Annotated in this window: 27 protein-coding genes and 2 pseudogenes; 11 read left to right on the top strand and 18 right to left on the bottom strand. The window is 63.5% G+C overall.

Annotated elements, in window-relative coordinates; translation table 11 throughout:
• Positions 1-16: 16 nt before the first annotated feature.
• From DT057_RS13390 to DT057_RS13375, 4 genes are all read right to left on the bottom strand, one after another.
• A protein-coding gene (locus tag DT057_RS13390) for an IS630 family transposase (RefSeq protein ID WP_128562603.1) occupies positions 17-978 on the bottom strand; the annotation gives its coding sequence in 2 pieces (ribosomal slippage) (positions 17-627 and positions 627-978; 963 coding nt in all).
• Positions 979-997: 19 nt separating this feature from the next.
• The gene (locus tag DT057_RS13385) at positions 998-1,552 is read right to left on the bottom strand and encodes a recombinase family protein (protein ID WP_128562602.1); all 555 of its coding nucleotides are present in this window, start codon (positions 1,550-1,552) and stop codon (positions 998-1,000) included.
• A gap of 297 nt (positions 1,553-1,849) precedes the next feature.
• Positions 1,850-2,758, bottom strand: coding sequence for an ABC transporter substrate-binding protein (locus DT057_RS13380; RefSeq protein ID WP_162501395.1), 909 nt, complete (start codon positions 2,756-2,758; stop codon positions 1,850-1,852).
• Between the two features lie 346 nt (positions 2,759-3,104).
• Positions 3,105-4,670: a winged helix-turn-helix domain-containing protein gene (locus DT057_RS13375; RefSeq protein ID WP_407068105.1), complete on the bottom strand. Its 1,566-nt coding sequence runs from the start codon at positions 4,668-4,670 to the stop codon at positions 3,105-3,107.
• Between the two features lie 149 nt (positions 4,671-4,819).
• On the opposite strand from DT057_RS13375, the gene DT057_RS13370 reads away from it, so the two are divergent.
• A complete protein-coding gene (locus DT057_RS13370; protein WP_128562599.1) occupies positions 4,820-5,797 on the top strand; it encodes a Bug family tripartite tricarboxylate transporter substrate binding protein in 978 nt (325 codons plus the stop codon).
• Between the two features lie 17 nt (positions 5,798-5,814).
• Positions 5,815-6,447, top strand: coding sequence for an MSMEG_1061 family FMN-dependent PPOX-type flavoprotein (locus DT057_RS13365; RefSeq protein WP_128562619.1), 633 nt, complete (start codon positions 5,815-5,817; stop codon positions 6,445-6,447).
• Positions 6,448-7,033: 586 nt separating this feature from the next.
• On the opposite strand, the gene DT057_RS13360 is transcribed toward DT057_RS13365, so the two are convergent.
• The 5 genes from DT057_RS13360 to DT057_RS13340 all read right to left on the bottom strand — a co-directional run bounded on the left by DT057_RS13360 (position 7,034) and on the right by DT057_RS13340 (position 10,501).
• Positions 7,034-7,576: a hypothetical protein gene (locus DT057_RS13360; RefSeq protein WP_128562598.1), complete on the bottom strand. Its 543-nt coding sequence runs from the start codon at positions 7,574-7,576 to the stop codon at positions 7,034-7,036.
• 204 nt (positions 7,577-7,780) lie between these two features.
• A complete protein-coding gene (locus DT057_RS13355) occupies positions 7,781-8,242 on the bottom strand; it encodes a hypothetical protein (protein ID WP_128562597.1) in 462 nt (153 codons plus the stop codon).
• Positions 8,243-8,899: 657 nt separating this feature from the next.
• Positions 8,900-9,130, bottom strand: coding sequence for a hypothetical protein (locus DT057_RS13350; protein ID WP_128562596.1), 231 nt, complete (start codon positions 9,128-9,130; stop codon positions 8,900-8,902).
• Positions 9,131-9,263: 133 nt separating this feature from the next.
• On the bottom strand, positions 9,264-9,509 hold the full coding sequence (locus tag DT057_RS13345) for a hypothetical protein (RefSeq protein ID WP_128562595.1): 246 nt from the start codon (positions 9,507-9,509) through the stop codon (positions 9,264-9,266).
• 464 nt (positions 9,510-9,973) lie between these two features.
• Positions 9,974-10,501: an Lrp/AsnC family transcriptional regulator gene (locus DT057_RS13340; RefSeq protein WP_128562594.1), complete on the bottom strand. Its 528-nt coding sequence runs from the start codon at positions 10,499-10,501 to the stop codon at positions 9,974-9,976.
• A gap of 328 nt (positions 10,502-10,829) precedes the next feature.
• On the opposite strand from DT057_RS13340, the gene DT057_RS13335 reads away from it, so the two are divergent.
• Together DT057_RS13335 and DT057_RS13330 are read left to right on the top strand one after the other, a co-directional pair.
• Positions 10,830-12,440, top strand: coding sequence for a GMC family oxidoreductase (locus DT057_RS13335; RefSeq protein ID WP_128562593.1), 1,611 nt, complete (start codon positions 10,830-10,832; stop codon positions 12,438-12,440).
• Positions 12,441-12,585: 145 nt separating this feature from the next.
• Positions 12,586-14,214, top strand: coding sequence for an inorganic phosphate transporter (locus DT057_RS13330; RefSeq protein WP_128562592.1), 1,629 nt, complete (start codon positions 12,586-12,588; stop codon positions 14,212-14,214).
• Positions 14,215-14,239: 25 nt separating this feature from the next.
• Here DT057_RS13330 and DT057_RS13325 read toward each other — a convergent pair.
• Positions 14,240-14,756 (bottom strand): annotated as a pseudogene (locus tag DT057_RS13325) (CYTH domain-containing protein).
• Positions 14,757-14,884: 128 nt separating this feature from the next.
• On the opposite strand from DT057_RS13325, the gene DT057_RS13320 reads away from it, so the two are divergent.
• Positions 14,885-15,364, top strand: coding sequence for a low affinity iron permease family protein (locus DT057_RS13320; protein WP_128562591.1), 480 nt, complete (start codon positions 14,885-14,887; stop codon positions 15,362-15,364).
• A 78-nt stretch (positions 15,365-15,442) separates the two neighbouring features.
• On the opposite strand, the gene DT057_RS13315 is transcribed toward DT057_RS13320, so the two are convergent.
• The 3 genes from DT057_RS13315 to DT057_RS13305 all read right to left on the bottom strand — a co-directional run bounded on the left by DT057_RS13315 (position 15,443) and on the right by DT057_RS13305 (position 16,691).
• Positions 15,443-15,703: a hypothetical protein gene (locus tag DT057_RS13315; protein ID WP_203236266.1), complete on the bottom strand. Its 261-nt coding sequence runs from the start codon at positions 15,701-15,703 to the stop codon at positions 15,443-15,445.
• Positions 15,704-15,967: 264 nt separating this feature from the next.
• Positions 15,968-16,198 (bottom strand): hypothetical protein, encoded by a 231-nt coding sequence (locus DT057_RS13310; RefSeq protein ID WP_128562589.1) that lies wholly within the window; start codon positions 16,196-16,198, stop codon positions 15,968-15,970.
• Positions 16,199-16,424: 226 nt separating this feature from the next.
• Positions 16,425-16,691, bottom strand: a complete 267-nt coding sequence (locus DT057_RS13305; protein WP_128562588.1) for a hypothetical protein — start codon at positions 16,689-16,691, stop codon at positions 16,425-16,427.
• Between the two features lie 505 nt (positions 16,692-17,196).
• Here DT057_RS13305 and DT057_RS36790 point away from each other — a divergent pair.
• Positions 17,197-17,487, top strand: a pseudogene (locus DT057_RS36790) (transposase); the annotation flags it as partial.
• 231 nt (positions 17,488-17,718) lie between these two features.
• Here DT057_RS36790 and DT057_RS13295 read toward each other — a convergent pair.
• The gene (locus DT057_RS13295; protein ID WP_203236265.1) at positions 17,719-18,096 is read right to left on the bottom strand and encodes a hypothetical protein; all 378 of its coding nucleotides are present in this window, start codon (positions 18,094-18,096) and stop codon (positions 17,719-17,721) included.
• Positions 18,097-18,287: 191 nt separating this feature from the next.
• Here DT057_RS13295 and DT057_RS13290 point away from each other — a divergent pair, with 191 nt between their 5' ends.
• On the top strand, positions 18,288-18,896 hold the full coding sequence (locus DT057_RS13290) for a PAS domain-containing protein (RefSeq protein ID WP_162501394.1): 609 nt from the start codon (positions 18,288-18,290) through the stop codon (positions 18,894-18,896).
• 85 nt (positions 18,897-18,981) lie between these two features.
• Here DT057_RS13290 and DT057_RS13285 read toward each other — a convergent pair whose 3' ends face one another.
• Positions 18,982-19,266: a hypothetical protein gene (locus DT057_RS13285; protein ID WP_238314349.1), complete on the bottom strand. Its 285-nt coding sequence runs from the start codon at positions 19,264-19,266 to the stop codon at positions 18,982-18,984.
• Between the two features lie 195 nt (positions 19,267-19,461).
• The gene (locus tag DT057_RS13280) at positions 19,462-20,076 is read right to left on the bottom strand and encodes a TetR/AcrR family transcriptional regulator (RefSeq protein WP_128562585.1); all 615 of its coding nucleotides are present in this window, start codon (positions 20,074-20,076) and stop codon (positions 19,462-19,464) included.
• 103 nt (positions 20,077-20,179) lie between these two features.
• Between DT057_RS13280 and DT057_RS13275 the strand changes: the two genes are divergently transcribed.
• The 4 genes from DT057_RS13275 to DT057_RS13260 all read left to right on the top strand — a co-directional run bounded on the left by DT057_RS13275 (position 20,180) and on the right by DT057_RS13260 (position 24,140).
• Positions 20,180-21,094 carry an SDR family oxidoreductase gene (locus DT057_RS13275; protein ID WP_128562584.1) on the top strand — a complete coding sequence of 305 codons (915 nt, stop codon included), beginning with the start codon at positions 20,180-20,182 and terminating at the stop codon, positions 21,092-21,094.
• Between the two features lie 93 nt (positions 21,095-21,187).
• Complete coding sequence (locus DT057_RS13270; RefSeq protein WP_128562583.1) at positions 21,188-21,625, top strand: DUF2147 domain-containing protein; 438 nt, start codon at positions 21,188-21,190, stop codon at positions 21,623-21,625.
• 88 nt (positions 21,626-21,713) lie between these two features.
• Positions 21,714-22,847, top strand: a complete 1,134-nt coding sequence (locus DT057_RS13265) for an adenylate/guanylate cyclase domain-containing protein (RefSeq protein ID WP_128562582.1) — start codon at positions 21,714-21,716, stop codon at positions 22,845-22,847.
• Positions 22,848-23,042: 195 nt separating this feature from the next.
• Positions 23,043-24,140 (top strand): alpha/beta hydrolase family protein, encoded by a 1,098-nt coding sequence (locus tag DT057_RS13260; protein ID WP_128562581.1) that lies wholly within the window; start codon positions 23,043-23,045, stop codon positions 24,138-24,140.
• Positions 24,141-24,580: 440 nt separating this feature from the next.
• Here the strand turns inward: DT057_RS13260 and DT057_RS13255 are convergent, their stop codons facing one another.
• Together DT057_RS13255 and DT057_RS13250 are read right to left on the bottom strand one after the other, a co-directional pair.
• Positions 24,581-25,942 carry an esterase-like activity of phytase family protein gene (locus DT057_RS13255; RefSeq protein WP_128562580.1) on the bottom strand — a complete coding sequence of 454 codons (1,362 nt, stop codon included), beginning with the start codon at positions 25,940-25,942 and terminating at the stop codon, positions 24,581-24,583.
• Between the two features lie 498 nt (positions 25,943-26,440).
• A complete protein-coding gene (locus DT057_RS13250) occupies positions 26,441-26,986 on the bottom strand; it encodes a recombinase family protein (RefSeq protein WP_455429821.1) in 546 nt (181 codons plus the stop codon).
• Position 26,987 lies beyond the last annotated feature (1 nt).

Below are 26,987 nucleotides of genomic sequence, written 5' to 3'. Positions count from 1 at the left end.
CTAGAGCCGTGCCCGCTCACGTAGCGACGGCCAAGTCGGTATTGTAGCCGGCTGCGGCGAGGCAGTTGCGGCACTCGTCGGCCGTGAAGCGAGCGAAGGCCTGCCGGATGCTTTGCCACAGGTCTGGGATAGTGCGGGCTGCCGCGGGTCGGAGCAGGCCCTTCAACTTGGCGAAGATCTGCTCGATCGGATCGAAGTCCGGGCTGTAGGGCGGGAGGTAGAGCAGCCGTGCCCCCGCTGCCTCGACCGCCTCGCGCACGCCCGTCACCTTGTGGGCTTGCAGGTTGTCGAGGATGACGGTGTCGCCGGGCCTGAGCACGGGCACGAGCGTGTCGGCGACGTAGGCCCGGAAGCGTGCGCCGTTGGTGGCTCCGTCGAACAGGGTGGTGGCACACAGGCCATCGCTGCGCAGGGCGGCGGTGAGAGTGGTGGTCTTGTAGTGGCCGTGCGCGACCGCAAGGCGACAGCGCTCGCCCCGCGGAGCCCGACCATAGCGGCGCGCCATGTTGGTGGCCGCGGCGGTCTCGTCGAGGAAGACCAGCCTGTCGGGGTCGAGGGCGTCCTGGTTCTCGAACCAAGCCTCGCGGGCCGTCCTTACGTCCTCGCGCGCCTGCTCGGCGGCGTGGATCGCCCCTTTTTACGGGTGATGCCGTGCCGGGCGAAGAAGCGGGACAAGCTGCTCGTGCTGGTCTGTACGCCGAGCTCGGCCAAGGCGTCACGCAACTCGTGCAGGAAGATCGCCGGCCGCGCCTCGTAGGTCGCCAGGATCAGCTCGGCCTGCGCCTCGATCCGGTGCGAGGCGTGATCGCCACCCGACGGCTTGGGCGCAAGCCGCCTTTCCTGGCGGAACTGTTCCGACCAGCGGCTGGCACTGGACACGCTGACACCGAAGCGAGCTGCCGCCTGATGACAGGACGCCCCCTCCGAAACGGCAGAGACGACACGCTCGCGTAGATCGACGGACAAGGGTGAAGGCATCGGTATCCTCCTTCACCCCTCAACGTCCCAACTCCCGAGCCGTCCCAACCCGCTCGGGCGCGGCTCTAGCTCGGCCGATGCCGAGGCGGCGCGCAATCTCAGTCGGGCTGATCCCCTCGGCCTTGAGAGCCCGTACCTCCTCCGGATCAATTGACGCCGGCCGGCCCTTGTAGACCCCCTCGGCCTTGGCCGTGGCGACGCCCTCCAGCTGCCGCTCCCGACGCAGGTTGGTCTCGAACTCCGCGAACACGCCCAGCATGTCGAGGAAGGCCTTGCCGGCGGCGGTGCCGGTATCGATCGGCTTCTCGGTCGCCTGCAGGATAGCGCCCTTGGCCTTGAGGGTGCTCACGATATCCTGCAGGTCGCCGATCGAGCGGGCGAGGCGGTCGATCACCAGTGTGTCGCCCACGCCGATGAAGGCGAGGATCGTCGCCAGCTCGACCCGGCTGTTGGTGCTGGTGGCGGAGATCTTCTCGGAGCGGATCACCTCGCAGCCGGCGGCCTTGAGGGCGGTGAGTTGGAGGCTGAGGTCCTGGTGGGTGGTGGAGACGCTGGCGTAGCCGATGCGGGCCATGAAGTGTCTCGCTAGGATCTAGATCTTCGCATCATGGTGTCTCGAAAATCGGAAAACAACCCTGTTGGGACGGCAAAGGTGTCTCACGGTCTCGTATCGGATAGATATGCCCCAATGAGGCACTTGGCCATGGTGCCTGTCCGGATGCAGTTGTTCGTAACTAACGTTCGCGGACGCCGGAAGTGGCCCGAAGCAGATGCGTACAGCGCCTATATTTATCCTACTCAATCACCTCGCTAGCTTGGGCGAGAAGAGCGGTTGGGATAGCAAGCCCCAACGCTCCGGCCGTTTTCAGGTTTAGGACAAGTTCAAGGCGTGCAGGCTCCTCATCGGTATCTCAGATGGGCTTTGGCCCTTGAGAATTTTGTCGACGAAGGATGCAACACGTCGAAATTGTGCCGGAAAGTTAGGGCCGTAGGATATCAAACACCCTTCGCAAACCATGAGGCCGTTCGCCACCATCGTAGCGACGCCGTGAGAGAGACCAAGCTTTGCGATCTGCTGACGCTCATTGAAGAATAGCGGGTCCTGCATGAACACCACAGCAGGTATCTCGCTACTGCGGACCCTCGTGAAGGCACTATTCAGTTCTTGGGGAGCTTCGATCCGGGTTACTTCGACAGCGACGTTGAGGGCTGTTGCAGCTGATCGAGTGCGCTCTTCGACAGCATGACTCATCGGCGGATCTTTCGCGTTCACAAACAAGCCAACGCGGGTTAAGCCTGGTATCGCAGCTTTCAACTGCTCGAGGCGTTTTGAACTTAGATCAACAGCTGCTGTTGAAAGGCCCGTCAGGTTTCCGCCCAGCCGCGAAAGACTCTTAGCAAAATTACGGCCAACCGGATCGGGCACAATCAAGAAGACAATGGGGATGGTCGTAGTGGCACGTTGGGCTGCCGTCGCAGCAGGTCCTGTAACGGCTATAATGACACCGACATTAGATTTGACTAACTGGGCTGCATTGACGATAAATTTCTCGTATTGTTCTGATGCATAAGTTTCAATAAAAATGAGATCGCGGTTTTCAACATAACCTAGATCCGAAAAGCTCTTCTTAAGTGGTTCAGCATATACTGCTTCGTCCTCGGGAGTGGCTGCGTGCCAGAGAACTCCAATCTTGGGGATGGGCCGCGTCTGAGCGAGTGCTGGTAACGAAACAAGCGGCGCCATGCCGAGCAAGGCTAGAAAGATCCGACGACGACTCATGCCGGCGCCGTTTCGATACCGGGTCCGAAAGTGTGATTGACGCATCCCATCACCTCGTCAGCACGAGCAGTATGGGCAGCGGACTCTGCCACAGTTCGATGCGGCTTCGATGCTCGCGGGTGGCGTCGACTTCGTCAAGTTATTCTCGAGAAGTGGACCAGCCGCAGCGACACCACACCCGGGGACATGACCGGCGCGGCAGGGCACAATCCACGGTAGATTCACGAAGTCGTATATAGATCCGATGAGACTCGATTTCTATTTTTTATCTGCTGAGGGATAGAGCTTTTGTACGCAATCAAATTTTTCCAGTTCACAGCCAAAATCTAGTGAAACAGCGGGCGAACTATTCAGGTAGCCCAGCCTTCCGCATGGCTTCCACAAATTTAGCCATGTGCTCTGGCCTTTGAAGGAACATCTGTTCGTGCAGGTTCGATAGCCGCAAACCCGGCTGAAGGGTTCGTAGGCGCGTCATCGCCTTGTGCGCCGCCCACTCACGCCCGGTAAGAGCGTTGCTCATCGCCGAGACACGAAGAGCGGCGGGCCAATCGGGTCGCATCTCGAGTGCCCGCTCCGCCCAAAGAGATGACTGTTGGAGATCGCCGACAAGGAAGTAGGCGAAGGCCGCGGCGCTTTGTGCTAAGTGCATCAAGGGGTCCAGGGGACAGAGGCGCATTGCAGTCTGAAGATGCTCAATGGCGAGCTCACATTCCCCCGCATAGACGCGGATCCAGCCGCTTCGCTGCCAAGCGACCGCTAGGTTCGGGTTCAACTGCAAGGAGTAATCCACCAAAGCGCGGCCACTCTCTATGTCACCTACGACGTGGGCAAGCGCATGTGCACTCCAAGCGAGCGCCACAGCGTCTTCACGGCCCAGGTTTGCTCCCAACCTCGCAAGCCGATCAGTTTCAGCTATCTCAACAGCCCGATCGACGACCCAACCGTTCGACTTGCGCATGAGATAGCAGCCTGCGCCAAGGGCGTGTGGCCTTGCAAACTTCGGATCCAGCTCGATGGAGCGATAGAACTGCTTCAGCGCCGCGTCGTGGCCATCTCTGCTCCAATCATGCCACCCCGCCATGCCCCGTAAGAAGCAGTCGTAGGCGCTCGGGCTTTCCGTCGGCTTCCGCCTCGCCCGCTCGATTTCCGCCCGCTCCAGCCTGGGTGCGACTGCGCCCACTACGGTCTGCGCCATTTGGACTTGGAGCGCGAAGACATCCTCAAGCAAGCTGTCGAAGCGATCCGCCCAAATGTGCGTTCCACTCTCCGCATCGACAAGAAGTCCGGTGATGCGCACGCGGCTGCCAGCTCTGCGCACGCTGCCCTCCAGGACGTAGCGCACGCCGAGGTCGCGTCCCACCTCCCGGACGTCGGCCGGCCGCCCCTTGTAAGTGAAGCTCGAGTTGCGCGCGATGACAAACAGATCGGAAAACTTCGATAACTCCGTAATGATGTCCTCGACCACACCGTCAGCAAAATAATCTTGATGTGGGTCGCCACTCAGGTTCGTGAACGGAAGAACCACGATTGAAGGTTGCTCTTGGATGGCTGGGCTCGCCTTCAATCTCTGCATACCAACAGCATGCGGGTTCGCCAGTCCTTCACCCTCACAAACGGCGCCTACGAAACGCATCCCCTTGCGGGGTAACGTCTTGATCAGCCGCTGTGCCACCCCGCTGTCGCCGATCGCTTTCCGGAGGCCGTTCAGACGCGTCGTCAAAGCGGCATCCGAAACGATACGTCCGCCCCAGACAGCAGCGATGAGATCGTCCTTGCTGACGACCCGCTCGCGATGGCGGATCAGGTAGACGATGATGTCGAAGGCCTGCGGCGGGAGGGCTACCAAGTCGGCACCGAGCCGAAGCTCGCGGCGGTCCGTGTCGAGCACGTATTTCTCGAATCTATACAGCAACTTGCGCTCCAACAACAAACGCCGCGGAGGCGGCTCCCGTGTCGAAGAAGAAAGACGATTGTAAGGACAATGTAAGCCGTTCGCAAAGCCGACAGACCGGTGCCATGGCACCGTCGCTGCCAGGAGGCACAGCATAGGGAATACGGGTCATGACGATCGTACGCCGCAGGTTTTTGCAAATTGCAGTAGGAACCACCGCGCTGCAGCTCGTAGCTTCCAATGGGCGAGCGGAAGCCTATCCGGCGCGGCCGATCCGCGTGATCGTTCCGCAAGCAGCTGGCGGAGCTGCAGACATCAGCGCACGGTTGATCGGTCAGTGGCTTTCTGATCGCCTCGGTCAGCCCTGCACCATCGAGAACCGACCCGGCGCGGGCGGCAACATCGGAACAGAAGCGGTCGTGAAGTCAGCGCCAGATGGCTACACGCTCCTGCTGTCCGGATCGTTCAATGCTATAAACGCGACACTCTACGACAAGCTCAACTTCAATTTCACGCGCGACATTGCGCCGGTCGCGGGGATCATGCGCAATCCACTGATGATGGTCGTGCATCCTTCGGTTCCGGCCAGCACCGTGGCTGAACTGATCACACACGCCAAGACTAATCCGGGACAGCTCAACTTCGGCTCGGCAGGCAACGGCAGCCCGCAGCACATGGCTGGGGAACTGTTCAAAGTGATGGCCGGCATCGACATGACGCACGTGCGCTACCGTGGCTCGGCGGCCATGCTGACCGACCTGTTGCGGGGCGAGGTCCATCTGGCGTTCGATCCAATCCTCTCATCGCTCGAGTACATCCGGTCCGGCAGGCTGCGGGCGCTGGCCGTGACGACGTCGACCCGGGCTCCTGCCCTCCCGGATGTTCCCACCGTGGCCGAAACCGTATCTGGCTTTGAATCAGTCGGCTGGGTGGGCATTGGCGTACCTCGACATACGCCAGCGCATATCGTCGTGAAGCTCAACGGCGAGATCAATGCGGGTCTCGCCGACGTCGCAATCAAGGCACGGCTCGCGGATTTGGGCGGCGCACCGATACCGGGCTCGTCGGCCGAGTTCGGCAGGTTGATTGCCGAGCAGACAGAGCGCTGGTCCCATGTCATCCGCGCTGCCCATATCAAGGCAGAATAGCAGCAAGAACACAGGTGATGCTCTTGTCAAGGCTTTTCGACGAGATAATCCTGACGCAACAACGCCTGCGCGAAGTTAGCAAGCTCCCGAGCTTGCGTGCGCAGAACAAAGTTATTGATCATCTCGACGATATATGTCGCCGATTTATTGCGGCCAGCCCTTTTATGATAGTGGCTTCACGGGGGAGAGATGGGCAGATCGACGTCTCACCCAAAGGCGATCCGGCTGGCTTTGTGTCCGTCCTCGACGAGAAAACGCTCGCAATCCCGGATCGGCCCGGGAATAATCGCCTTGATACATTCGAGAATTTAGTCGTGCATCCTGAGATCGGACTCCTCTTCATGATCCCAGGTCATGGCGACACGCTGCGCATCAGCGGCGTGGGGCAGATTGTCCGAGACGGCTCTCTGCAGGCGCGGCTGGCTGTCGATGGTAAGCAGCCGAATTTGATCCTCGTGGTCACGGTTTCGGAAATATTTTTGCATTGTCCGAAGTGCATCCTGCGATCGAAGCTATGGTCGCCGGATCACTGGCTCAAACCATCGAATTTACCCTCTCTGGCACAAGCGATCGCGGCACACGCAAACACGGGTGAGACGGTCGCAGATGTCCAAGTAGTTATAGACGAAAGCATTGCCTGTCTCTACTGATCCTTGAGACAGTTTACACTATTATTTTATGACATGCTTGAATTGCTATACATTCATAAAAATCCAGATTTGACTCGCTGCGCACGCTCATGATTCATGTGCGTCCTCATTCTGATCCCCTAAGCGTCACAAGCCAATTCCATACGCCGGGCTTATGCGAGCAACGGCGGCGTGACAGCCGGGCAGGAGACCGCTGGAGTCGGATTTTGCTTTCCGAACACGGAAGCCTTTCAGGTTTAAGTGGCTGAATATCCGTCGTTCTGTTGATATGCCGACGCGACCAGGCGAATTGCATTCTGAAGTTCTCTTAATCCTCACAACTCGGATTTCGAGCCTACTCAATCACCGCGTTGGCCTGGGTGCAGGCTCAGGAGGCCGGGATCATGCTTGCATCAGGCAGTGACGTGGGTCGTCGCGAGCCTCTCGTGAACGGTCCACGATTGACCGCAGGTCGGCACGAACTGGCGCTGGTCGGAGCAGAGCAGGCAGGTGCCCGGCAGCGCCGCACGCCATGCAGAGGAAACTTGCCATCGCGGCGCCTCCCGGTCGGGTCCCCGTCCCGTCAAACTTCGGCGGCGGACGGCGTTCAACCATCCTGCCGGGTCGTTCGCCCCGCCGCGGGGCCGGCGCGCCCCGTCTCCATCTCGACAGCCCGCAGCAGGGTGGGCTCGCGCAGCACGCTCGGGGGCAAGAGGAGCTGCCGGACCCCGAGCAGGAGGCGGTGTACGTCTGGGTCCCGAGCCGCCAGCCGCTGGATCCCCGCGCCAAAGCGCAGGTCCGTCTCCAGGTCCGGCGGACGCGTGCCTGATGTACGGGGATGCGCGAAGTCCGGGACCGCCGAGATGCCCCACGCCCCCCCGACCGTCGGCTGAATAGCCCGGAACAGGTCCTGGCCAAGATCCGCCAGCGGGTCGCCCGCTCCCCCGCGGCCCGCAGGCAGGTCGCGCAGGATGCAGGCCTGCTGGGCGGCGAGCGTCATGCCCTGGCCGTAGATCGGGTTGAGGCGGCAGAGGGCGTCGCCGACCACCAGGAGCCCGCGGGGGAAGGCCCCGACCTCCTCGTAGTGGCTCCAGGTGCTCTGCGGCAGGACGAAGCGGCCGATCCGCCCGATGAAGCGGCCCTCGCGCATGGCCCCGTATCATGCTGCCGACTGACTGTGTCCGCTCTACCGAACAGGCGCTCACACAGGCTCGCATCTGGGCACCCACTATGCCCGCATCCACGCGACGACCAGCGACATGAGTCCTGAGCCGTCGAGCTATCGCGTGGTCGGGCGGGACGTGCCTGCGCACATGCCGCGAGTTCCTCCCCTCCGAGACAACCGGAAGGCGCATCATCGTGGACATCCCTTCAGAAGGCCTTGCCCATTCGTGCCAATCGCTGCGCGCGCGCCGGCTGTCGGGAACACCTCGGAGGCCGACTTGCTGGGGAGCCTGACGACAAACGCCTTCTCGCTCGTGGTCACGAGGCGCTTCGCGAGCCTCTTGAGTTGGGCTTCCTCCTCTGCGCCTTCGATCTCCGCCGTGCCAGAAGGTCCGTCGAGAACGAACCGAAACTCCTCTGCCGCTACGACCACAAGGAAAGGCTCCTTTCCGCTGAGTGCCCCCATCTCGGTCTCGTATTGAAGCGAGAGGGACTTCCTCGGTGAACCCTGTGTGCAGGCGATGCCGAACGAGGACCCCGCCCTGTTCTCAACGGAGGCCAGAACCTCTCCCCCGGTTCCGGCGCGGATCGTCCAGCGCTCGGCGGCGCTGGCGACGTCAGCCCCCATCAGGACGAAGGCGATGAGGATCACGGCATTCCGCATTACAGGGTCTCCGACGACCGTCGCTGTTGTGACGTTTGGCTGGGCATGAGTTCCGGTCGTGACCGCAGCCCGATGCCGTTATGATGCCTCTGCTCGTCGATCGTAGGGGCACTCGGCGGGAAGGTGGGGCGGGCTGATCTCGAACGGATCCTTTGGAGGGCGGAGCTGTCGACGGTGCAGGCCTTGGAGTTCATCGCACCGAGGCGCTCGCAGTGGTCTGCGGGTTGGCCACCTCGTGTCTCCTGATGGACGACACGCGCCTGGATCTTAGATGCCGCCACCTGGATCGCCGGGGAAGTTCGTGGTGTCGATCAACGAACAGCTTGCGATCGAGGCATTCGCGCAGGCGGCAGGGGCGTTCCGCTCGAGCGAGCGGGATCTCGGGAGCCAGGAAGCTGACCGACTGCGCGAGCTGGTCGACTGCCTCGTGGCCGAGGGAGTGGAAAGCCATCCGACCGCGGTGGCCGTTCGCGCCCTGGCGCGGGCCGGCTATCGGCCCCGGCTATGCCGTGGTTCAAGGCGACGAGATCCTCTGGATCCAGGGCGAGCAGTGAGGTTTGAGTTGCCCGGCGTCAGCAAGGAGCAGAGGAGCACGGCCGCCCTGCCTGAAGGAGTACACAGAGTGGCCGCCCCTTCGCCGGTCGCTCAGCGATAGCCGCAGAAGCGCCGGGAACCCCAGCCGAAGCCGCAGCGATCGTAGAACCCGCTGAAGCGGTGGAAGCGGTGGAAGCGGTGGAAGCCACCGCCATGGAAGCCGTGGTGAAAGCCGCCGCCGTGGAACCCACGTCCGCCAAAGCCACGTGCCTCGGCGGAGCCGGCGAGCGAGACGCTGGCCACTGCGGCCAGGAGAGCCGCGCTAAGAACCGTCTTGATCATGTCCTGCTCCTCTGTGTGTCAGGTGAGAGCAGGGTGCGCGCTGCCAGAGCCACTCTCTGTGAGGCACGTCACACAGGGGTGTGGTTACGGCAGCCCGCTAACCGGATGGTCGAAGGCACCAAGTCCCTTATGATCAGGGCCGAGGCAGCGCCCCAAACGGCCGCGATCCTGCACCGACGAAAGCCCACGGCAGTACGGCTGGCGGCACCTCCGGCGCAGGCGCCAGCACCCGCGGCGCACCGCCCTCGAACGAGTGCGCCGCGCGCGCCGTGTTCAGGCCGCCCTCCAGCAGCTGCTGCCCGACCTTCGCCCCGTACGCCGCCGCTGCCCCGCCCAGCCCGCCGACCTTGAAGCCGACCGCCCCCGAGATCAGGTCCATGGCCTGGCTCGCCACCGCCGCGGCACGACCACCACTGGGAGCCGGCTCCCGTTCGGCATGTGCGTGGCTCGTACCGCATCGGCGTAGCGGTTCAGCAGCGCCAGATCCTCACCCGTGAACATGTGCCGGGCCAGCCCGCTGCCCTCGACACCGGTGAAGGTCCGGATGCGCTCCGCCTCCTCGGGTGCCGGCAGCCCAAGGACGGGACATGCTCCAGATTCCGGATGGGCGAGCGGTTTCGCATAAATCCGGCGTATGGGACCGGGCACGACGGACACGACGCAAGGAGGTGCTTCCGACCCTTCCGGAATCCTCCAAATGTCTGCTTACTGATCGATCTCGAATGACCTCGCGTGGCCGAGAGTGGATCGTCCGATTGGAAGCAGACTGCCGTCGCCGTCTCAAACTTGTCCGAACGGGATGCTGCCTTACCGAGCATCCAGGCTCGCCGATTGGGAGCTCTCTCAGTCCAGCGATACCTCGAGATCGATCGCCGTGTCATATTTGACGCGATTGAGGTTGAAACTCGTGCGAAAGCGCCGGATATTATGCTCGTTGGCGAGCACTTCGCGCACGAACGCATTGTAATGCTTCATGTCGCGGCAAGCGACTACCAGCAGATAGTCGCTCTCACCCGAGATGAAGTAGCATTGCTGAACAGTCTTTTGTGCCGCCATCTTGCGTTCGAATATGGCGAGCACGTCCTCGCGCTGGCGGTCCAGCTCAACACTCACGAAGGCGATCAGGGTGCTGCCCACCCGCGCCGGATCGACGATCGCCACCTCCCGGCTGATGTAGCCGTCGTCGTGCAGGCGCCTCACGCGCCGCGAACACGGAGCCGGCGAGAGACCGACGCGCTCGGCCATATCCAAATTCGTGACCCGGCTATCCCGCTGAAGAATATCGAGGATCTTCCGATCGATACGATCCAGCGCTACGGCGGGCGGTTGCTTCGGTGGCGGCGGATTGCTGCGTACGGCTGATTTTCGCATATCGATTGCTCAGATAACGGCTTGTCGAGCAATTCGAAGATCATGGATTGCTAAAAAACGCAACCCATCGCAATCGGGAAACGGGTAGCCTTGAATCACCTCGAGACACGGAGCCCCTTCGTGCGCTTCCGCGACGACCTGGAGCAAGCCCGGCCCACTGGAGCAGCATCCGATCACGGTTCCATCGGCCGCTGCTCCAGGTTTTTGAGTCTGCCGCATGTTCTGCGGCGAACCGGTGTCCACTTCGCCGGAAAATGCTCTAGCCCGAGGCAACGACGCCGCGCTTCTCTTCTGAGAAGCGCATTGTAGCCGAAAGGACTTCTGCAAAATGACTGAGCGCGACCACGATAGCAGTGAATTCATTCGGCAAGCCCAAGACAACCAGGCGCGGCTGACGGCAGATCTGAAGAGTCACTACGACTTCATCGTCTGTGGCGCGGGTGCGTCGGGCTGCGTGGTGGCGCGTCGCCTCGCCGAGAACCCGGACGCGCAGGTGCTGCTGATCGAGGCTGGGGGGAGCGATGAGACCGAGATCGTGCTCGATCCAGCGTTGTGGCCTGCCAATCTCGGCAGCGAGCGAGATTGGGGTTTTCAGGCGCGGCCAAACCCGCATCTGAGCGGCCGTGCGCTGTCCATGTCCATGGGAAAGGGGCTCGGCGGCGGGTCCAGTATCAACGTGATGGTGTGGGCGCGCGGGCATCGGACCGACTGGGACTTCTTCGCGTCGGAGACGGGAGATGCCGGCTGGGGCTACGAGAACGTCCTCGACATCTACCGGCGGATCGAGAATTGGCGTGGCGCACCCGATACCCGGTTCCGCGGGAGCTCAGGACCCGTCTGGGTCCAGCCCGCGCCGGATCCCAGCCCACTCGCCCACGCCATGCTCGACGCTGCCCGGGAGCTCGGGATACCCACCTTCGACCACCCGAACGGAGAGATGATGGAGGGGGACGGCGGGGCGGCGATCACCGACATGCTGGTCCGCGACGGCCGACGGCACTCGCTCTACAGAGCCTATATCCGCCCCTGGCTCGACCGCCCCAACCTGACGGTTCTGACTGAGACGACGATGCGCCGGGTGGTGTTCGAGGGGCGGCGCGCGACCGGGATCGAGATCGTTCGCGGGGGCCGCATCCTGACCGTCGGTGCGCGAGCCGAGGTCGTCCTGTGCCTCGGCGCGATCCAGACCCCGAAGGTGCTGATGCATTCGGGCGTTGGGGATTGTGCGGACCTCAATCGCTACGAGATCCCCGTGGTGCAGCACCTGCCGGGCGTCGGGCGGAACTTCCAGGACCACGTCTCCTTCCGGTGCCTTTGGGAGTACGTCGAGCCGATCGCGCCCCGGAACAGCGGAAGCGAGGCGACCCTCTACTGGAAGAGCCGCCCCGAGCTGGACTCGCCTGACCTCCTCTTCTGCCAAGTCGAATTTCCGGTTCCGAGCGATCGGACTGCCGCGCGACGCGTGCCAGCTCATGGTTGGACGATGTTCGCGGGTCTCGCGCGGCCGGCGAGCCGCGGCCGCCTGTGCCTGCGAAGCGCGGATCCACTCGCGCCGCTCGCGATCGAAGCCAACATGATGTCGGAGTCCGCCGACATGAGAACCGCGATCGCCTGCGTCGAGTTGTGTCGCAGCTTAGGCAATGCGGCCGCCTTCCGGCGCCTGGTCCGCGGCGAGGCAATGCCTGGAGACCTCGAGGGCAGTGCGCTCAAGGAGTTCATCCGCGATGCAGCCGTCACCTACTGGCACCAGAGCTGTACTGCCAAGATGGGACGGGATTCGATGTCCGTCGTGGACGGCGCGCTTAAAGTTTACGGGATAGACGCCCTCCGCGTTGCGGACGCATCGATCATGCCTCGGGTGACGACCGGGAACACTCAGGCGCCCTGCGCCATCATCGGGGAGCGCGCCGCCCAGATGATCCGGCAGGTGCATGGCTGACCACGCATCGTGAACCGGGATGTGACCGTGCACGGGGCAGAACCTCACGCGCGACGGTGTCGAGGCAACCGGTTCGATCTGTCACCCAAGCGTCATGCGGCCGCTTTAATCCCTCCCCGAACGATAAAATTTTTTGAAGGCACCCATGTCCGATGCAGCCCTCGCCTCGACCGGATCGATCGGGCACGCGCCGACCGGCAAGCCCAAGCTCGACCACGGCATCCACCCGGGCGGCGTCATCGCCTTCCTGCTCGTACTGGTCGCCGGCCTCGGCTACGCCGTCATCAGCCTGATCGCCGACATGAACGCGGTGCATCAGGAGCCTCTGGCGCTCGGTGCCTTCGTCCTCCTCGGCCTCGCGCTGCTGATTGCCCTGGGCTTCGAGTTCGTCAACGGCTTCCACGACACCGCCAATGCGGTCGCCACCGTCATCTACACCCACTCCATGCCGCCGCTCGTCGCCGTGATCTGGTCGGGCGCCTTCAACTTCCTCGGCGTGCTCTTGTCCTCCGGCGCCGTCGCCTACGCCATCGTTACCCTGCTGCCCGTCGAGCTCATCCTGCAGGTCGGCTCGGGCGCCGGTTACGCCATGATCTTCTCCCTGCTCATCGCCGCCATCATCTGGAACCTCGGCACCTGGGCGCTCGGCCTGCCGAACTCCTCCTCGCATGCCCTGATCGGCTCGGTGCTCGGCGTCGGCGTCGCCAACCAGCTCATGGGCGGACAGGACGGCACCTCGGGGGTCGACTGGAACCAGGCGTTCGGCGTGTTCAAGGCGCTGGCCTTCAGCCCGGTCTGCGGTTTCGTGGCCGCAGCCCTGCTGCTTCTCGCCCTCAAGTTCACGGTCCGGCGCAAGGACCTCTACGAGGCCCCGAAAGGCGATGCGCCGCCCCCGCTCTGGATCCGCGGCGTCTTGATACTGACCTGCACCCTGGTGTCGTTTTTCCACGGCGGCAATGACGGCCAGAAGGGGATGGGCCTGATCATGCTGATCCTGATCGGCGCGGCGCCGACCGCCTACGCGCTGAACCGCACCATGAACGCCGACGCGACGCCGGCCTTCGTGCAGCAGTCGCAAGCCGCCAGCGCCGTGTTCGCGGGCTACGCGAGTGGGGGGGCGCGGCCCGACGCAGCGCAGGCCCGTACGACCGTCGCCGACGCCCTGAAGGCGAAGGAGCTCAACAAGCCGGAGGTGTTCGGGGCCCTGGCCGCGCTCGCGACCGAAATCGCGACGTCCGTGAAGAACTACGGCTCGATCCAGCAGGTCCCGGCGGGGGCGACCTCGAACGTCCGCAACGACATGTACCTCGCTTCTGAGGCGATCCGCCTGCTCCCGAAGTCCGGCGCGCCCCTGTCCGAGGCCGATGCCAAGACCCTCAAGGGCTACACGGAACTCCTCAACGCCGGGACCCGCTACATCCCCGACTGGGTGAAGGTCTGCGTCGCCCTGGCGCTCGGCCTTGGCACGATGGTGGGCTGGAAACGCATCGTCGTCACGGTCGGCGAGAAGATCGGCAAGACCCACCTGACCTATGCACAGGGTGCCTCGGCCGAGATCGTCGCCGCCGGCACGATCGGGCTGGCCGAGCTGTACGGGCTGCCGGTCTCGACCACGCACATCCTGTCCTCGGGCGTTGCCGGCACCATGGCTGCGAACGGGTCGGGTTTGCAGGTGTCCACGGTCCGCAATATGGCGCTGGCCTGGGTGATGACGCTGCCGGCCGCGATCCTGATTTCGGGCAGCTTGTACTTCCTGTTCCGGCACCTGTTCTGAGGCGCCTCGCGAGGTGCGAGGCCCATCATGGGCCTGGGATGTCCGCCGCGAGGATCATCGGCAGGGTGAGGGGCCGGCCGGCTTGCGCGGGCAGGCGCAGCAGGGCGCTCTGGCGGAAGCGCGGGTCCCCGGAGACCCCTGGTCCCGCCCAATCCGGGACCTCGGAGGCCTGCTCCTCGTGCTCCAGCTCGACCTCGGCCAGGCTGACATCGGCCAACTCCCCCTCCGTACACGTCGACGACCCAGGTCAGCCCGGCGTGAGGCACGCAGTGGCGGGTCTTCTCGATCAGGCAGCCCCGGCACACGGCCCCGAGCATGGCCTGACCATCGGCCCTGGGGACCTCGTACTCGAACTCCGGCCGACCCAGGCCGACCCGGGCTCCCTTGACGGTGAGCCGGGCCCGCTCCTCGTCCAGGCGGACGCGGACCTTGCCCCCGTCGAACTGCCCGATGAGGCCATCCCGCAGGCGCCGGCTGCCGGTCGTGGCCGAGCGCCATCCATCGTGAGCAATCAGGAACTTCCGCTCGATCTCAAGCCGCATCGGGTCTCCGCCGCTGCCTCGGGTAGCGCGCGGTAGCACGTCCGGTCGCGAGACAGCACTCCGGCAGGGTGACCAACAGGGGCCTGGCGCTTGCAGGTTATCGACGAACGCGATCGGAGCGAGCCCGCATGTCTCCTGCCAAGCTGTTCACCGCATTTGCCTCGGCCGTCGCGAGAGCTGCCGGCAAGCCGGCGACATTTGCGACCGGGGTTGCTGCGATCGGACTCTGGGCCGTGACCGGCCCGCTCTTCCACTACTCGGACACCTGGCAGCTGATCATCAACACCGGCACCACCATCGTGACGTTCCTGATGGTCTTCCTGATCCAGAACACCCAGAACCGGGATGGGGCAGCGATCCAGGCCAAGCTCGACGAATTGATCCGCACGAGCGCGGCCCAGGACCGCTACATCGGCATCGAGAGCCTGACCGAGGAAGAGCTGGGCGATCTGCGCACCCGCTGTGTCGGCCGGGCCGAGCGGGCCAGGCTTGGCGAGGCCAGCGACGAGGCGGCGGAGATGGCCGATCGCAGGGCACGGGCGGCAGCCAGGCAGGCTTCAGGACTGCCGAGCTACCCCGGATCCGAGCAGGCACCCCTCGCCCCCTGACCCGCGGCACAGGGCCCGTCGATCATTCGTGGCAGTGATTGCAGAGAGGCTTGAACCAAGGAGTGCGGGATCATCCGATCACGAACTCGCTCGGCGGGTCAGCCTGCTCTGCCGCTGATCGACCACCGTGTGCAGGAAGCGTGTGAGGGGCTTGCGACCCGCTCCCGATCGATCCCGCACCTCGTGAAGCACGGCTTCGAGCGCGACGACGCGGTCGCTCGGCCGCGCGAAGGCCGCCTCGAGTTCGTCCAGGGCCTCGGCGATCAGATGGGCGACGGTCGAGTCCGTGATCGCCGAGGCGTGGTCGAGGCGTCGCAGGCAGCGACTGACGGGCGTCATGGCCATCCTCTCAGGCGCACGGCGAGCCCGGCCGACCGGGACCCAGCCGGGATGCTGCGGCCGCGTCCCCGACCTGTCTGCCGCACCAGGATCACGGGGGCGAAAGCCCGCGCGAGGGGGTGGGAACTCGAGCATTTTCCGGCGAAGTGGACACCGGTTCGCCGCAGACAATGCGGCAGACTCAAAAAGCTAGAGCAGCGGCCGATTGCAGCGTGATCGGATGCGGCTCTAGCACACGTCGTGCCGATGGAAAGCGGAAGGCCGTCAGTCGTCGGAGCCGTCCGACGGCGCGCGGCGCAGGGCGAGGCGCTCCTCGATGTCGTGCGCGGCGTCACCATAGAGCTCGAAGCGCCGCCGATGGATCGCCCGCTTGGCTTCGTCCTTCGTCGTCCCCGCACGCTCCTTGGCCTTGTCGGCCTTGGCGCGGAGCTTCTGGGCCAGCTTATCGTAAGCGCTGTCGATCTTCTCGGTGACCTCGGCCGTCTCACGCTTCAACCGTTCCGCCGTTCTATCGTCTGGCATGGCAGCCTGCCGAACCCTTTGTCACCGCAATCCCAATCCTCGCGCGGTCCCTCCGAGGCGGACCTTTGACAAAAAGGCCGCCCTCGCGGGCGGCCTGAAGTCAGGGAGGAACCGCTCATGGAGGGCGAAGCGCAGCAATAACGCGCGCCACTGCGGTGCACAATGGTTGTTGCACCGCAGCCGCTGCACAGAGAACCGCCTACTGCGTGCCCGAGCGTCGCGCAGCCGGCGAGGTCGTTCTCACGCTTCCGGTCGCCGCTGGCTCATCGCGGACACCCGAGCGTGCCAGTTCTCTTTGACGTTCAGCATCCTGGTGCATGAAGCGATACATGTCCCATTTCGTGGTACCTTCGCTGAACATGCCGGAGGGAGCTTTATAGCTGAAGTTCTCCTTGGCAGTCTGGGCGGCGGCAGCCGTCGCGACGAGCGCCATCGTCCCGGCCAGGAGCAGGATTGTCTTTGTCATCATAGATCTCTTGACGTTGTTGGAGCGAGCCGCTGCGTGGCGTATTTCGCTAGCTGCTTCTCGCTTCAGGTAATGTTAGAGCCGCGTCTGGCATGTGCGCTGCCACACATCTCGCAGTCAACGATCGAGATGATCCCACCCTTGCTGAAGATTAGCCACCTACATAGATGATGTCATATATTGCGTATTTGTGACAAGCACGTCCTGAGTGCCAAAAAAACTAGCTTTTAAGAATTTTATCCTACAAAAAGCCCTCAGCGCAGGGTTTTGTTTTTTAAACGAGAATGCATCAGCGCTTCCGCGCGATGGCCTCGCGACGAGCATGGCAGGCATGTGGCGTCGGTCGGGAGCGCGGGTGTAAGGGTCGGATCGAAGCAGTTAAGCCTGATTGCCACGGACGGTCGTGTCCAAGGGAGTGGTGTCGAAGCGGGTCGCTGCCAGGTGGCCATCGCCGGTCTTCGGGCAGGGTTCGGTTGCGAGCCAAACTCTGAGACCGGAGACGACGATGACCGACGACAGGATGGTCTGATCGACCTGATCAAGGAGGCGGATAGCGACCCGCTGGCCTCTGCGACCGAGCGCATGATGGGCCTGGAGGTCGAAGCGCGCACGGGGGCACCTAGCCGGCCAGCGCAATCCGGAGCGGCTGACACAACGCACCGGCTACTGGGAACGGCCGTGGGAGACGCGTGCGGGCCGGATCGATCTGGCGATCCCGAAGCTGAGGAAGGGGAACTATCTCCCTTCGTTCCTGGAGCCGCGGTGCACGACCGAGAAGGCGCTGACTGCCGTGATCCTGCGGTGAAGGCCACGGTCAGGCTGGATCTGTCAATCGGCGTCCAATCGGGTCTCTGATTCACTCTCGATAACGCCAGCGGGGTGGGAGGTGCGGATCTCCCATGATGGAGCAGCCCGATGCGCCTGCGCTTACGGCCATCGACCCATGATCCCGGCGCTCGCCTTGCAGCCGCGATGTCTGCAGCGCCCTCAGCGGAGAAGGTAGCGGCCTCCGCATCGGGCAGCGGTTTTAACTGCTCGAAGCATCGCCACTATGCGCGGCAGCAACCACCAGGTCCAGGCACTGCCGGCGCTTATCCGGATCGGTCACGCGGGCAAAGGCCCGGAGCAATTCGAGGCATTCTTCAGCCATCTCCGGCACGGCCGGTGTGACATCACGGGCACGAGTAGTGGCCAAAGCGTCGCGTCGTCCGTTGAAGACGCTCCCGATTTCGTCTTCGGCGAGGCCAAGCGCTGCAGCGATCTTCCGCTGTGTTCTTGTGAAGGATGACGCTTTGCCGGAAAGTGAGCGCGAAGCCCTTCCAGGCCAGGGCAGGAGTTCCGCCGGCGAGCGACTTTGCAACTCTCCCTGCCTGCCCTCGAACATGCGACTTTCGTCGTAGGTCATTCCGGGGATGCGCTTGTCATCTCTGTTCACATTCAGCGCCTTCTCTATCCAGGCATCTCACAGAGCGCTGACTATGGCCGTTCGATGACGATGCAGGGTACATGCCGCCTGCCGCGCGAAGGCTTGTATCACTGCAAAAATCTAACATAAGTTACATGACAAAATTTGGGCTTCTAACTGCCAAGGTTGTCATGGACGTGCACACTCCGACTATTGCGGAAATCCATCCCGAAGCGTTGCAACAATCGATCGATGAGTGCGATGTAGTAGGCTCCTGGAGCTGGCATGTCCAAGATGATTGTGTGTATACGGATGATCTCGTTGCTCATATCTTCGGGCTCGATCCTGCTCTCGGTCGGGCAGGCGCACCGATTGCCGCGTTCGTGAACGGCATACATCCCGATGATCGCACCGTCATCCTCGATCACATCAGGCGATGCGCCACCGAGGGCATCTCCTACGTCGCGGAGTACCGGGTGTGCTCGTCGGACGGGGTCACCCGCTGGGTGCTGGCGCGAGGACGCTTCAAGCTCGACGCGGATGGCAAGCCTTTGTGCGGTCGGGGCATCATCGTCGATGTGACGGCGTGCCGATTGAGCGACAATGCGTTTGCGCGACCGACAAGTGCGGAGATCTCACATCCGCTCGAGCAGGTTGCCGAACACTGCCTGCAGGCGCACGCCGCGATCAGCACATTGAAAAAGCCTCTGCTGCGCAAGCTGATCGAAATGCTTTTGCTGGAAATCGGCCGTGAACTTAGCGTGCTTACCCGTGAGCAGCCACGCAGCCGCAGGCATTGAAGGCCCCGCACACCGATCAATCTACGCGAGTAATCCAAGCTGACATCTCGATGGCGCCGAGCTAATCTTTGCCGCGCGATATATCTTAGGGCTTTGCTGCCCTTTGCTTATGCTTCTTCCGCGGCTTTGATGCTGGCTCGACGTCATCATCGTCGCCCAGCCGCTCGCCGAGCGCGAAGGCGTGAAGTTGCTGTACCTTGTCCGACGTGCCGTCGGTATGTTGGATCACCGCATAGAAAGCTGCCCGTGCAACGTCCTTCTTAGAGGCCTTGGGATGCTGCTCACGCACTGCTGCCATCAAAGCTTTCGGCTTCATGCCTGGAGAAGCCAGGCGAGTGAGCGTTGATGCGATTGCCTGGGTACTGGTCATGCTTCCTCCAAACACGCTGAGGTGGCGTCTACCAGGACACCAGGGAACTCTCATCGCATAGAAAACATCGAAAACAAAAGGGCCGCCCTTGCGGGTGGCCCAAGTCTAGGGAGGAAACGCCCATGAAGGGCACAGCACGACGACGCCATCGCCATGCTGCAACGCACGAACGCATCTTGCGGTGCATGGTTCCTGTCAGCCGCGCGGAGAGTTGCAGACCTCGACCGCAATGGAGCTGAAGGCCTGGGTCAGGAACGCCTCTGCCCCTTGATCACCCCCCGCCTGCATCCATTCCTCGATGGCCAGGCGCAGCGCCCCGAGCGACACCATCGCAACCAGCCGCAGGGCCGTGCTTCGTGCCGGGTCGGGCCAGCGCTCGACGAGCGCCGCGTGCAGGGCTTGCTCATGCAAGCCGTAGATTGCCTGCTTGCGCGCTCTCAGCGTTTCGCTGGTGCGCATCACGCGGTCGATGCTGATGAATTCCTGTGTGCGGATGCCGGCGGCGAGCTTCAACAAGGCATCGCGGACCACCTCGAAAGGCACCTTGCCCGCCGGCTGGGCCAAGACCGCCTTGTGCAGCGACGCGCTGAAACCCCGCATCTGCCAATCCAGCAGGATCTCTTCCTTCGACTTGAAGTAGTAGAAAAACGTCCGCCGCGAGATGCCGGCCGCCTCAGCGATCGCATCCAAGGTCGTCGCCTCGTAGCCGTTCCGGCTGAACAGCCTCAGACCGGTCTCGGCGATCCGCTCCAGCGTCTCCTGACGCTTTCGCGCGCGTAGGCCATCGGGCTTCGGTGACGGGCTATCCATGCCCTCGTTCTCGCATGCGATTTCGCACTTGCAAAGCTGCACTCAGTGCGATTATGTTTTTGCACCGAGTGCGGTTTGTTGCACGGCCGAGGAAAGTACGCGGATGTCTGGCTGGACGCTTGCCAACCTGCCACCACAAGCGGGGCGGGTCGCCATCGTGACAGGTACTGGCGGCCTAGGCTTCGAGGATGCTCTCGCGCTGACGCGAGCCGGTGGCGAGGTGATCATCGCCGGTCGCAACGCAGACAAGGGCGCGGACGCCGTCATGAAGATCCGGCAGCAGGTGCCGGACGCCAGGGTCAGCTTCGAGATCCTGGACCTGGCAAGCCTCGCCTCCGTGGCCGCCTTCGCCGAGCGGATGAGGGCTGGTCTCAACAGCGTCGACCTGCTGATCAACAACGCCGCCGTGATGAACCCGCCCACGCGCAAGGTTTCGGGCGACGGCTACGAGCTGCAGTTCGCCACGAACTATCTCGGCCACTTCGCCCTCACCGCCCATCTGCTGCCGCTGCTGCGCAGGGGGCGCGAGCCGCGCGTCGTCACGTTGTCCAGCGTCGCCGCGCGCGGCGGCAGCATCGCCTTTGACGACCTACAGGCGGAGCGCGCCTATCGCCCGATGGCCGTCTACAGCCAGTCCAAGCTCGCCTGCCTGATCTTTGCCCTCGAATTGCAGCGCCGCAGCGACGCGAATGGCTGGGGGCTCATGAGCCTCGCGGCGCATCCTGGCATTTCACGGACCGACCTGTTGCCGAACGGGTCGGGCCGCTGGAGCGCCGCCGGCATGATGCGGTCTTGCATGTGGTTTCTGTTCCAACCGGCCGCACAGGGAGCGTTGCCGACCCTGTTTGCCGCGGCCTCGCCGCTTGCGGCGGGCGGAGAGTATTACGGCCCGATGTGGCTGGGCGAAACCCGCGGCGCGCCCGGACCCGCCGTCATTCCCGTTCCAGCCCAGGACGAAGCTGTTGCGACGCGGTTGTGGGCTGTGTCGGAGCGTCTTTCCGGCGTGACGTTTCAATAGGTCTCAGCTCGTGGACACGTTGCCCTGAGCACGCGAAAGCCGAAGAAGAGGAGCAGCCGAGTGTTCGGATCGGTACGGGGAGCTTCGCTGGCCGTGGCTGTCGCCATATTGACGGCGGGACCCTCGATTGAACACGCCGCTGCGCAGACTTCCTCGCCGCGTGACATCGTCGGCGTGTGGGCCGAGGATGAGGGACAGCTCAAGTTCGAGGTCTTTGAGGTCGGCGAAGGCTATGAGGCCCGGATCATCCATAGCAGTCGCGTGATGGAAGCCGACGGCAGGACGTTCAAGGCCGATACGCTGAACCCCGATCCGGCCCTGAGAAGCCGCAGCCTGGAAGGTACTGTCTTGCTCTCCGGCCTGACGTGGAGCCCGGAACACCGGCGCTGGGAACGAGGCAATCTCTACGACGGCTCGTCCGGACGGACCTACTCCGCCCACGTGTCGCTCGTGGATGGGCACATGGAGCTGCGGGGCTACCTGGGCGTCCCGTTGCTGGGTCAAACCGTGATCCTGCGTCGCGTACAGTAAGTTGCCTCGATCCCTTCATCCTCAAAGATCCCGTGCGCGTAGCCGGTCACCCGGTTACTTGACCGCACCTCCCACGTGGAAGGAAACGATGTCGAACAGCGCGCTCACGTTCTGGATCGTCGTCGCAGCTGCCAGCGCCGTGTTCGGCGCGCTGTACGGCGTCCTGTTTCACGAGGGGCCGGCCGTTCTCGGTGTCACGTACGGCACCTGCATCGGCATCCTCGCCATTGCCTACGAACGTGGCGCCCTCTTCTCTCATTACACGACCTGCTTGCGGCGCCTGCCTTCCCTCGCCTACTTCGCCGCTGCCGAGATGAGCTTGCTGCTCGTGGTAATCGTCGGGATGGCGGTGGTGGGCATCGTCGTCTGGACGCTCGGCCTGACGGACAAGACTTTGTTGGAGACCGCGACGCCCCGTCCTCAGGCTGTGCTCTACGCCATGGTGGTCTCGGCTCTTCTGGTCAGTGTATTGCGCATGCGCGACTTGATCGGCTCCGAGGCTTTCATCAACTTGATCCTCGGACGCTATCACCGACCACTCAGCGAGGAGCGCATCTTTCTGTTCCTCGACGTTGTCGGCTCGACTGCGTATGCCGAGAAGCACGGTGACTTCGCAGCTCAGGAGTTGCTGAAGGACGTTTTCGCGGCGATTGCCGAACCTGTTCGTCGGCATCGGGGTCAGATCGATGACTACATCGGGGACCAGGTCATCATCTCCTGGCCGCTGATGCGAGGCATCGAGCGCGCTCGGTGCATCGCCTGCATCTTCGCAATTCGCCAAACGCTCAGCGATGACCGCAACCATTGGATTGCACGCTTCGGACTTGTTCCGGAACTGCGCGCAGCACTTCATGGCGGCAGCGTCGTGACGGCCGAGATCGGCATCGACCGGCACAAGATCGCCTACTTCGGCGACGTCATGAATGCGACCGCCCGACTGGAAGGTCTGTGCCGGGAGACGAAGAGGTCCGTGCTCATCTCGGAAGACGTCCTCGCCAGGATGCCCGTGCTTCCCGATGGCATTGAAGCCGAGGCGTTAGGGCGGCATGTCCTCAGGGGGCGCAGCGGAGCGATGGTCGTGCATGCGCTCGCTCAACGGCGAAAACTTGCGGTAGTCGGCGAGGTCCTTGGTCGCCCGCACTACGAGAACGAGGGCGGAATGGCGGCGGTTTTCGGGGGTCATCGTCGGGACGTGCGAACGACGCGAGCCGGTCACGGCTGAAACCTCTTTGGAATGTAGTCTTGACGCGCCTTGGAACGGCAAGGCGCGCCAGGCGGTCGGCACGGCCGGCGTTATCCCGTTCGCGCGGCGCCCGCTCGTCGAGCGGATGTTCGATGCGATGGTACGGCGGTCGTCGAGGGATCGCACCCCCCCTGCCGTCATCCCGTCTCGCCTTCTCTCGCGAAAGCCTCACTGATGCTCGATGGCCCCAACACGACGACCGTACGGCAGTCTCCGAACCGCCGTCAGGTCGGTTCCATGTTGCTGGGTACCCTCGCGGCGGGGATGACCCGCCGGGCGGTCGCACAGCCTCTCGTGGAGGACGTACGCGTCGTCGACTTCGATTGGGTCGACGGCGAGCGCCAGCGTCCGGTGCCGGTGCGCCTCTACTGGCCCAACACGTCCTCGCTGCAGCGTCCTGTTCCGCTCGTCGTGTTCTCGCACGGCCTTGGGCAATCGCGCACGGGCTACAGCTACCTCGGTCGGCACTGGTCCTCCCGTGGGATCGCCAGCCTGCACCTGCAGCACGTTGGCAGCGACACCTCTGTCTGGGCCGGCAACCCCTTGGCCATGCTCGACCGGCTTGAGGCGGCGGCACAGGAGCAAGAGGCCATCGCGCGGGCGCGCGATGTACGCTTCGCCCTGGACCGCATTCTTGTTCAGGACGGCGGTGCTTTCGGCGACCGGATCGACCGGCGACGGATCGTTGCGGCAGGGCACTCCTACGGTGCCAACACGACGCTGGTCGCGGCTGGTGCCCGGGTGATCCGTGAGGGACGCCTCCTTCAATGTCGTGACCTGCGCATCAAGGCCGGCATCGTGATCTCGGCACCGCCATTCTACGGCGAGCGCGACCTGCGGGCCGTCCTGGGCGCGGTGGAGATCCCGACCCTGCACGTGACGGCAACGGAGGATGTCATCCAGTTGCCCGGCCGCACCTCGCCTTTCAGCGACCGCCTCAATGTATACGAGGCCATTGCGACCCCGCGGAAGACGCTGGCGGTCTTCCGGGGAGGCTCGCACAGCATCTTCACCGACCGTCCCTTGACCGGCGGTCTGAACCTGAACCCGCAGGTCAAGGAGGCGACCGCCTCCGCCGCACTGGCCTTCCTCGACTTAGCGTTCCGAGGTGATCCGGAGCCGCTGCGCGCATGGTCAACGACATGGAGGCCGATCCTCGCCGTCGCACCCGTGGGCTTCGAGGGCGCGCCGACGGCGCGATCATCCGCGTCATCCCGCGGAACCAAGGACCGGATGCGGGACGGCCATGTTCGGCCCCTCCAAGGATCGTGAGGGCTGCAAGGCGCTCACGATGAGCCGGCCGGCCTGTATCCCCCTCTTCAGGCCAGCCGGTCTCCAATCCAGGACAGATCGGCGTCACTTGGCCGAAAGCGGCATGGCTGCTCCCGAATAAATCGGTCGAAGAAGCGGATCTTGCCGGTGGTACTACCTTGCCGAGCAACGCGCGGATGATCGCTGCGCGGCGGAGCGACGTCCCGCTGCAGGGCGATCCAGCGCCTGGTGAGACCTGTGCGCGTCTCGATGGAGCTACCAATCCTGGCATCCCTTGGCACAGAGCAGGCCCAAGATGCTGTGTTTCAAACGCTCCGCGCACAGGTCTCATGAGGCTCACCTCAGATGACGCGCCTGACGCGTGAGCGAAGTGCAGCCGCCGATGTCAGGAAAACGTGGCCGTATAACTACTACCAGGGACACTCCGCACCGGGTGACTCTCAGTCTGCCTTCAGGAATGACCCGACCTCGAGCAGCATGAACTCGTTGTCGTCGACGTTATTCGGGTCGCGACTCGCCGAGAAGGGCAGATTGTTATCATTGCCCACAATGATGTGGCTGGCGTCGACCATCTCGACATTCTCGATGGTTTGAAAGGGCATTGCGAGCGCCCCGTCCGTGAGCGGCTTGCGGGCAAGCTTGTTCGGGTCGGCGATGCGCATGAGGTCGATGGAGCCGACCTTGCGCACGGGACCGCCCACATTGGCATCTGTCATCTCAATCTTGAACACGCGCTTGAACTTCGCCGGCGTCGCGAAACAGTCCGGGCGCTTCTGGTCTGGCGGGCAGGCGCGGTCCGTTGTGCCCTCGCCGTCATCGCGCTCGATGACGAGGCCATGAGTGGCGTCGATCAGGTTGAAGTCGCCGATGGCGTGACCGTTCGCCTCAAGCACGTACTGCCAGTGTCGCCCTGTCCAGCGCTCGCGCGCCACGTCGAACTCGAGGATGCGCAGGTAGGTACGTCCGTCCGCCGTGGTCTCAAACGCCTTCTTGTCCGCGTCCCAGAGTGGTCCCTCGAGGAGCGGGTAGAGGAAGCGCCCGTCCGGCGAGGCGGCCATGCCTTCGAAGCCCTTCGAGCGGCGCGCGTTGAAGGTGACCATGCCGCCGGGCAGCGCGGGGGTCGTCACGGCGTAGTGGTCGGGCGAGCGCACGGGCTTGCCGTTCACCTCGGTCTCGAACACCGCCTCGACCTTGCCGGAACGGTCGGCGCGCAGGAGGTAGGGGCCGAACTCGTCGCCGATCCAGAGTTTGTCGCCGACGAACTGGAAGCTCTCGATGTCGAAGTCGGCGCCCGTGAGATAGCGCGTGGGCGTCGCCTCGTTGGTGATGCGGAAGGGCACCTTCCTGTCAGGGTCGCTCAGGAAGATCGTGGCGAGGCGCTGCATCGTGCCCGCTGCCCAGTCCATGCGGTACTGGTTGAGGTAGAGCATCGCGTCGGGCGAGTTCGCCTTCGTGCCGAAGCCGTTGTCGGTAAGTACCCAGAAGCTGCCGTCGGGCATGCGCTTGATGCCGGAATGGCCCTGGAGCGGCGGGCTCTTGAGGGGCAGCTTCACGCCGGTAGGTCGGCCGTCGTTCATGCCCATCACCGTGCCGGAGGCGTCGACCCGCCGTCCCGTGGTGAACTTGCCCGGGACCTTGAGGTCGTCGGGTGCATCGGCGGGCGCCGCCAGGAAGCTCTCCGCCGGCATCACCACGTGCCCGGCGAGCGTCGCGGGATGGACGGTCTCAGCTTGAGCAGGCGTCAGTGCGGTGAATGCCGTGGCCGTAAGGGCTAGTCTGCCGAATGTTCCAAGGAGCGTCATGTGGTCCGACCAGGGGTGCAGGGTTCGGCGTTTCTTGGTAGGTCGGCCATGACACGCCTATGACATCGAACGCCGAGGCACAGCAGCAGCTCCAGCCTCCGTCATGCGCGAGGCGCTGGTTCAGTTTGGGTATGCCCTTCCTGAACCAGGCATCTGACTGGTTCGGGAAGGCTGGCGTGAGGATCAAACTGAACTACCAAGTCATGGACCATCCAGACTGAACCACCGTCGCTGTGATGCTTGCATTGTATAGATAAAGCCTGATCGGTCTGACATGACCTCGGCTGCGAGCCTGATCGATGCAGTGTTCCGGTTAATACTTAGGGGAGTCGTTCACATGAGCGCTGGGACAACATTACGAGTGCACATCAATCCCGGTAACAGAGATACTCATTCTCCACAATCTTGCTCGCATGTTGCCCTTGAATTCCAGCACAAAGATCGAAACTACTTGCTAAAAATTCCATTACTTGAAATCGTGCGCTTACCGGTGTCGGATCATGAGCTTTTGGAGCTTGCGATGTCATCGTTGAAAGAAGCGTTGGAAACCATACCGGGATACAAGTGATTATTGAGCAGGACGTGAGACGCGAGCGCCTCGTAGAGCGCGGTCTTGCTTACCTTCAGCCTCATGGCGGCCTCACGCACGTTCAGCCCCTGCCCCATCAGCACCTGTGCCTTGCGCAGGATCTCGGGCGTCACGACAGGCTTGCGGCCACCCTTCCGGCCCCGAGCCGCCGCGGCACTGAGCCCGGCACGCGTGCGCTCCCGGATGAGATCGCGCTCGAACTGCCCCGGCGCGCCGAAGATGTGGAAGATCGGCCGGCCGTTGGGTGTCGTCGTGTCGATCTGCTCGGTGAGCGAGCGTAGCCCGATCCCTCGCCCCTCCAGATCGTGCACGGTCTCGATCAGGTGGCCCATGGAGCGGCCCAGGCGGTCGAGCTTCCAGATCACGAGGGTGTCGCCCTGGCGCAGATCGGCGAGCGCCTGGGTGAGGCCGGGCCGTTCGGTCTTGGCTCCTGAGACGCCGCGATCCTCGAACACG

It is taken from the genome of Methylobacterium crusticola, from assembly GCF_003574465.1.
Classification (GTDB): Bacteria; Pseudomonadota; Alphaproteobacteria; order Rhizobiales; family Beijerinckiaceae; genus Methylobacterium; species Methylobacterium crusticola.
The sequence above is the reverse complement of the archived record's forward strand: the minus strand, read 5'-3'. Positions and strand labels throughout refer to the sequence as shown.

Excerpts from the sequence above, each read along its gene's own strand:
- DT057_RS13380 (WP_162501395.1), bottom strand. The coding sequence starts at position 2,758 with ATGAGTCGTCGTCGGATCTTTCTAGCCTTGCTCGGCATGGCGCCGCTT.
- DT057_RS13290 (WP_162501394.1), top strand. The coding sequence starts at position 18,288 with ATGGACGTGCACACTCCGACTATTGCGGAAATCCATCCCGAAGCGTTG.
- DT057_RS13335 (WP_128562593.1), top strand. The coding sequence starts at position 10,830 with ATGACTGAGCGCGACCACGATAGCAGTGAATTCATTCGGCAAGCCCAA.
- DT057_RS13360 (WP_128562598.1), bottom strand. The coding sequence starts at position 7,576 with ATGCGCGAGGGCCGCTTCATCGGGCGGATCGGCCGCTTCGTCCTGCCG.
- DT057_RS13345 (WP_128562595.1), bottom strand. The coding sequence starts at position 9,509 with ATGGACCTGATCTCGGGGGCGGTCGGCTTCAAGGTCGGCGGGCTGGGC.
- DT057_RS13295 (WP_203236265.1), bottom strand. The coding sequence starts at position 18,096 with ATGACCTACGACGAAAGTCGCATGTTCGAGGGCAGGCAGGGAGAGTTG.
- DT057_RS13330 (WP_128562592.1), top strand. The coding sequence starts at position 12,586 with ATGTCCGATGCAGCCCTCGCCTCGACCGGATCGATCGGGCACGCGCCG.
- DT057_RS13340 (WP_128562594.1), bottom strand. The coding sequence starts at position 10,501 with ATGCGAAAATCAGCCGTACGCAGCAATCCGCCGCCACCGAAGCAACCG.
- DT057_RS13385 (WP_128562602.1), bottom strand. The coding sequence starts at position 1,552 with ATGGCCCGCATCGGCTACGCCAGCGTCTCCACCACCCACCAGGACCTC.
- DT057_RS13320 (WP_128562591.1), top strand. The coding sequence starts at position 14,885 with ATGTCTCCTGCCAAGCTGTTCACCGCATTTGCCTCGGCCGTCGCGAGA.
- DT057_RS13285 (WP_238314349.1), bottom strand. The coding sequence starts at position 19,266 with ATGACCAGTACCCAGGCAATCGCATCAACGCTCACTCGCCTGGCTTCT.
- DT057_RS13275 (WP_128562584.1), top strand. The coding sequence starts at position 20,180 with ATGTCTGGCTGGACGCTTGCCAACCTGCCACCACAAGCGGGGCGGGTC.
- DT057_RS13265 (WP_128562582.1), top strand. The coding sequence starts at position 21,714 with ATGTCGAACAGCGCGCTCACGTTCTGGATCGTCGTCGCAGCTGCCAGC.
- DT057_RS13305 (WP_128562588.1), bottom strand. The coding sequence starts at position 16,691 with ATGACAAAGACAATCCTGCTCCTGGCCGGGACGATGGCGCTCGTCGCG.
- DT057_RS13280 (WP_128562585.1), bottom strand. The coding sequence starts at position 20,076 with ATGGATAGCCCGTCACCGAAGCCCGATGGCCTACGCGCGCGAAAGCGT.
- DT057_RS13370 (WP_128562599.1), top strand. The coding sequence starts at position 4,820 with ATGACGATCGTACGCCGCAGGTTTTTGCAAATTGCAGTAGGAACCACC.
- DT057_RS13350 (WP_128562596.1), bottom strand. The coding sequence starts at position 9,130 with ATGATCAAGACGGTTCTTAGCGCGGCTCTCCTGGCCGCAGTGGCCAGC.
- DT057_RS13365 (WP_128562619.1), top strand. The coding sequence starts at position 5,815 with ATGCTCTTGTCAAGGCTTTTCGACGAGATAATCCTGACGCAACAACGC.
- DT057_RS13255 (WP_128562580.1), bottom strand. The coding sequence starts at position 25,942 with ATGACGCTCCTTGGAACATTCGGCAGACTAGCCCTTACGGCCACGGCA.
- DT057_RS13315 (WP_203236266.1), bottom strand. The coding sequence starts at position 15,703 with ATGACGCCCGTCAGTCGCTGCCTGCGACGCCTCGACCACGCCTCGGCG.
- DT057_RS13260 (WP_128562581.1), top strand. The coding sequence starts at position 23,043 with ATGCTCGATGGCCCCAACACGACGACCGTACGGCAGTCTCCGAACCGC.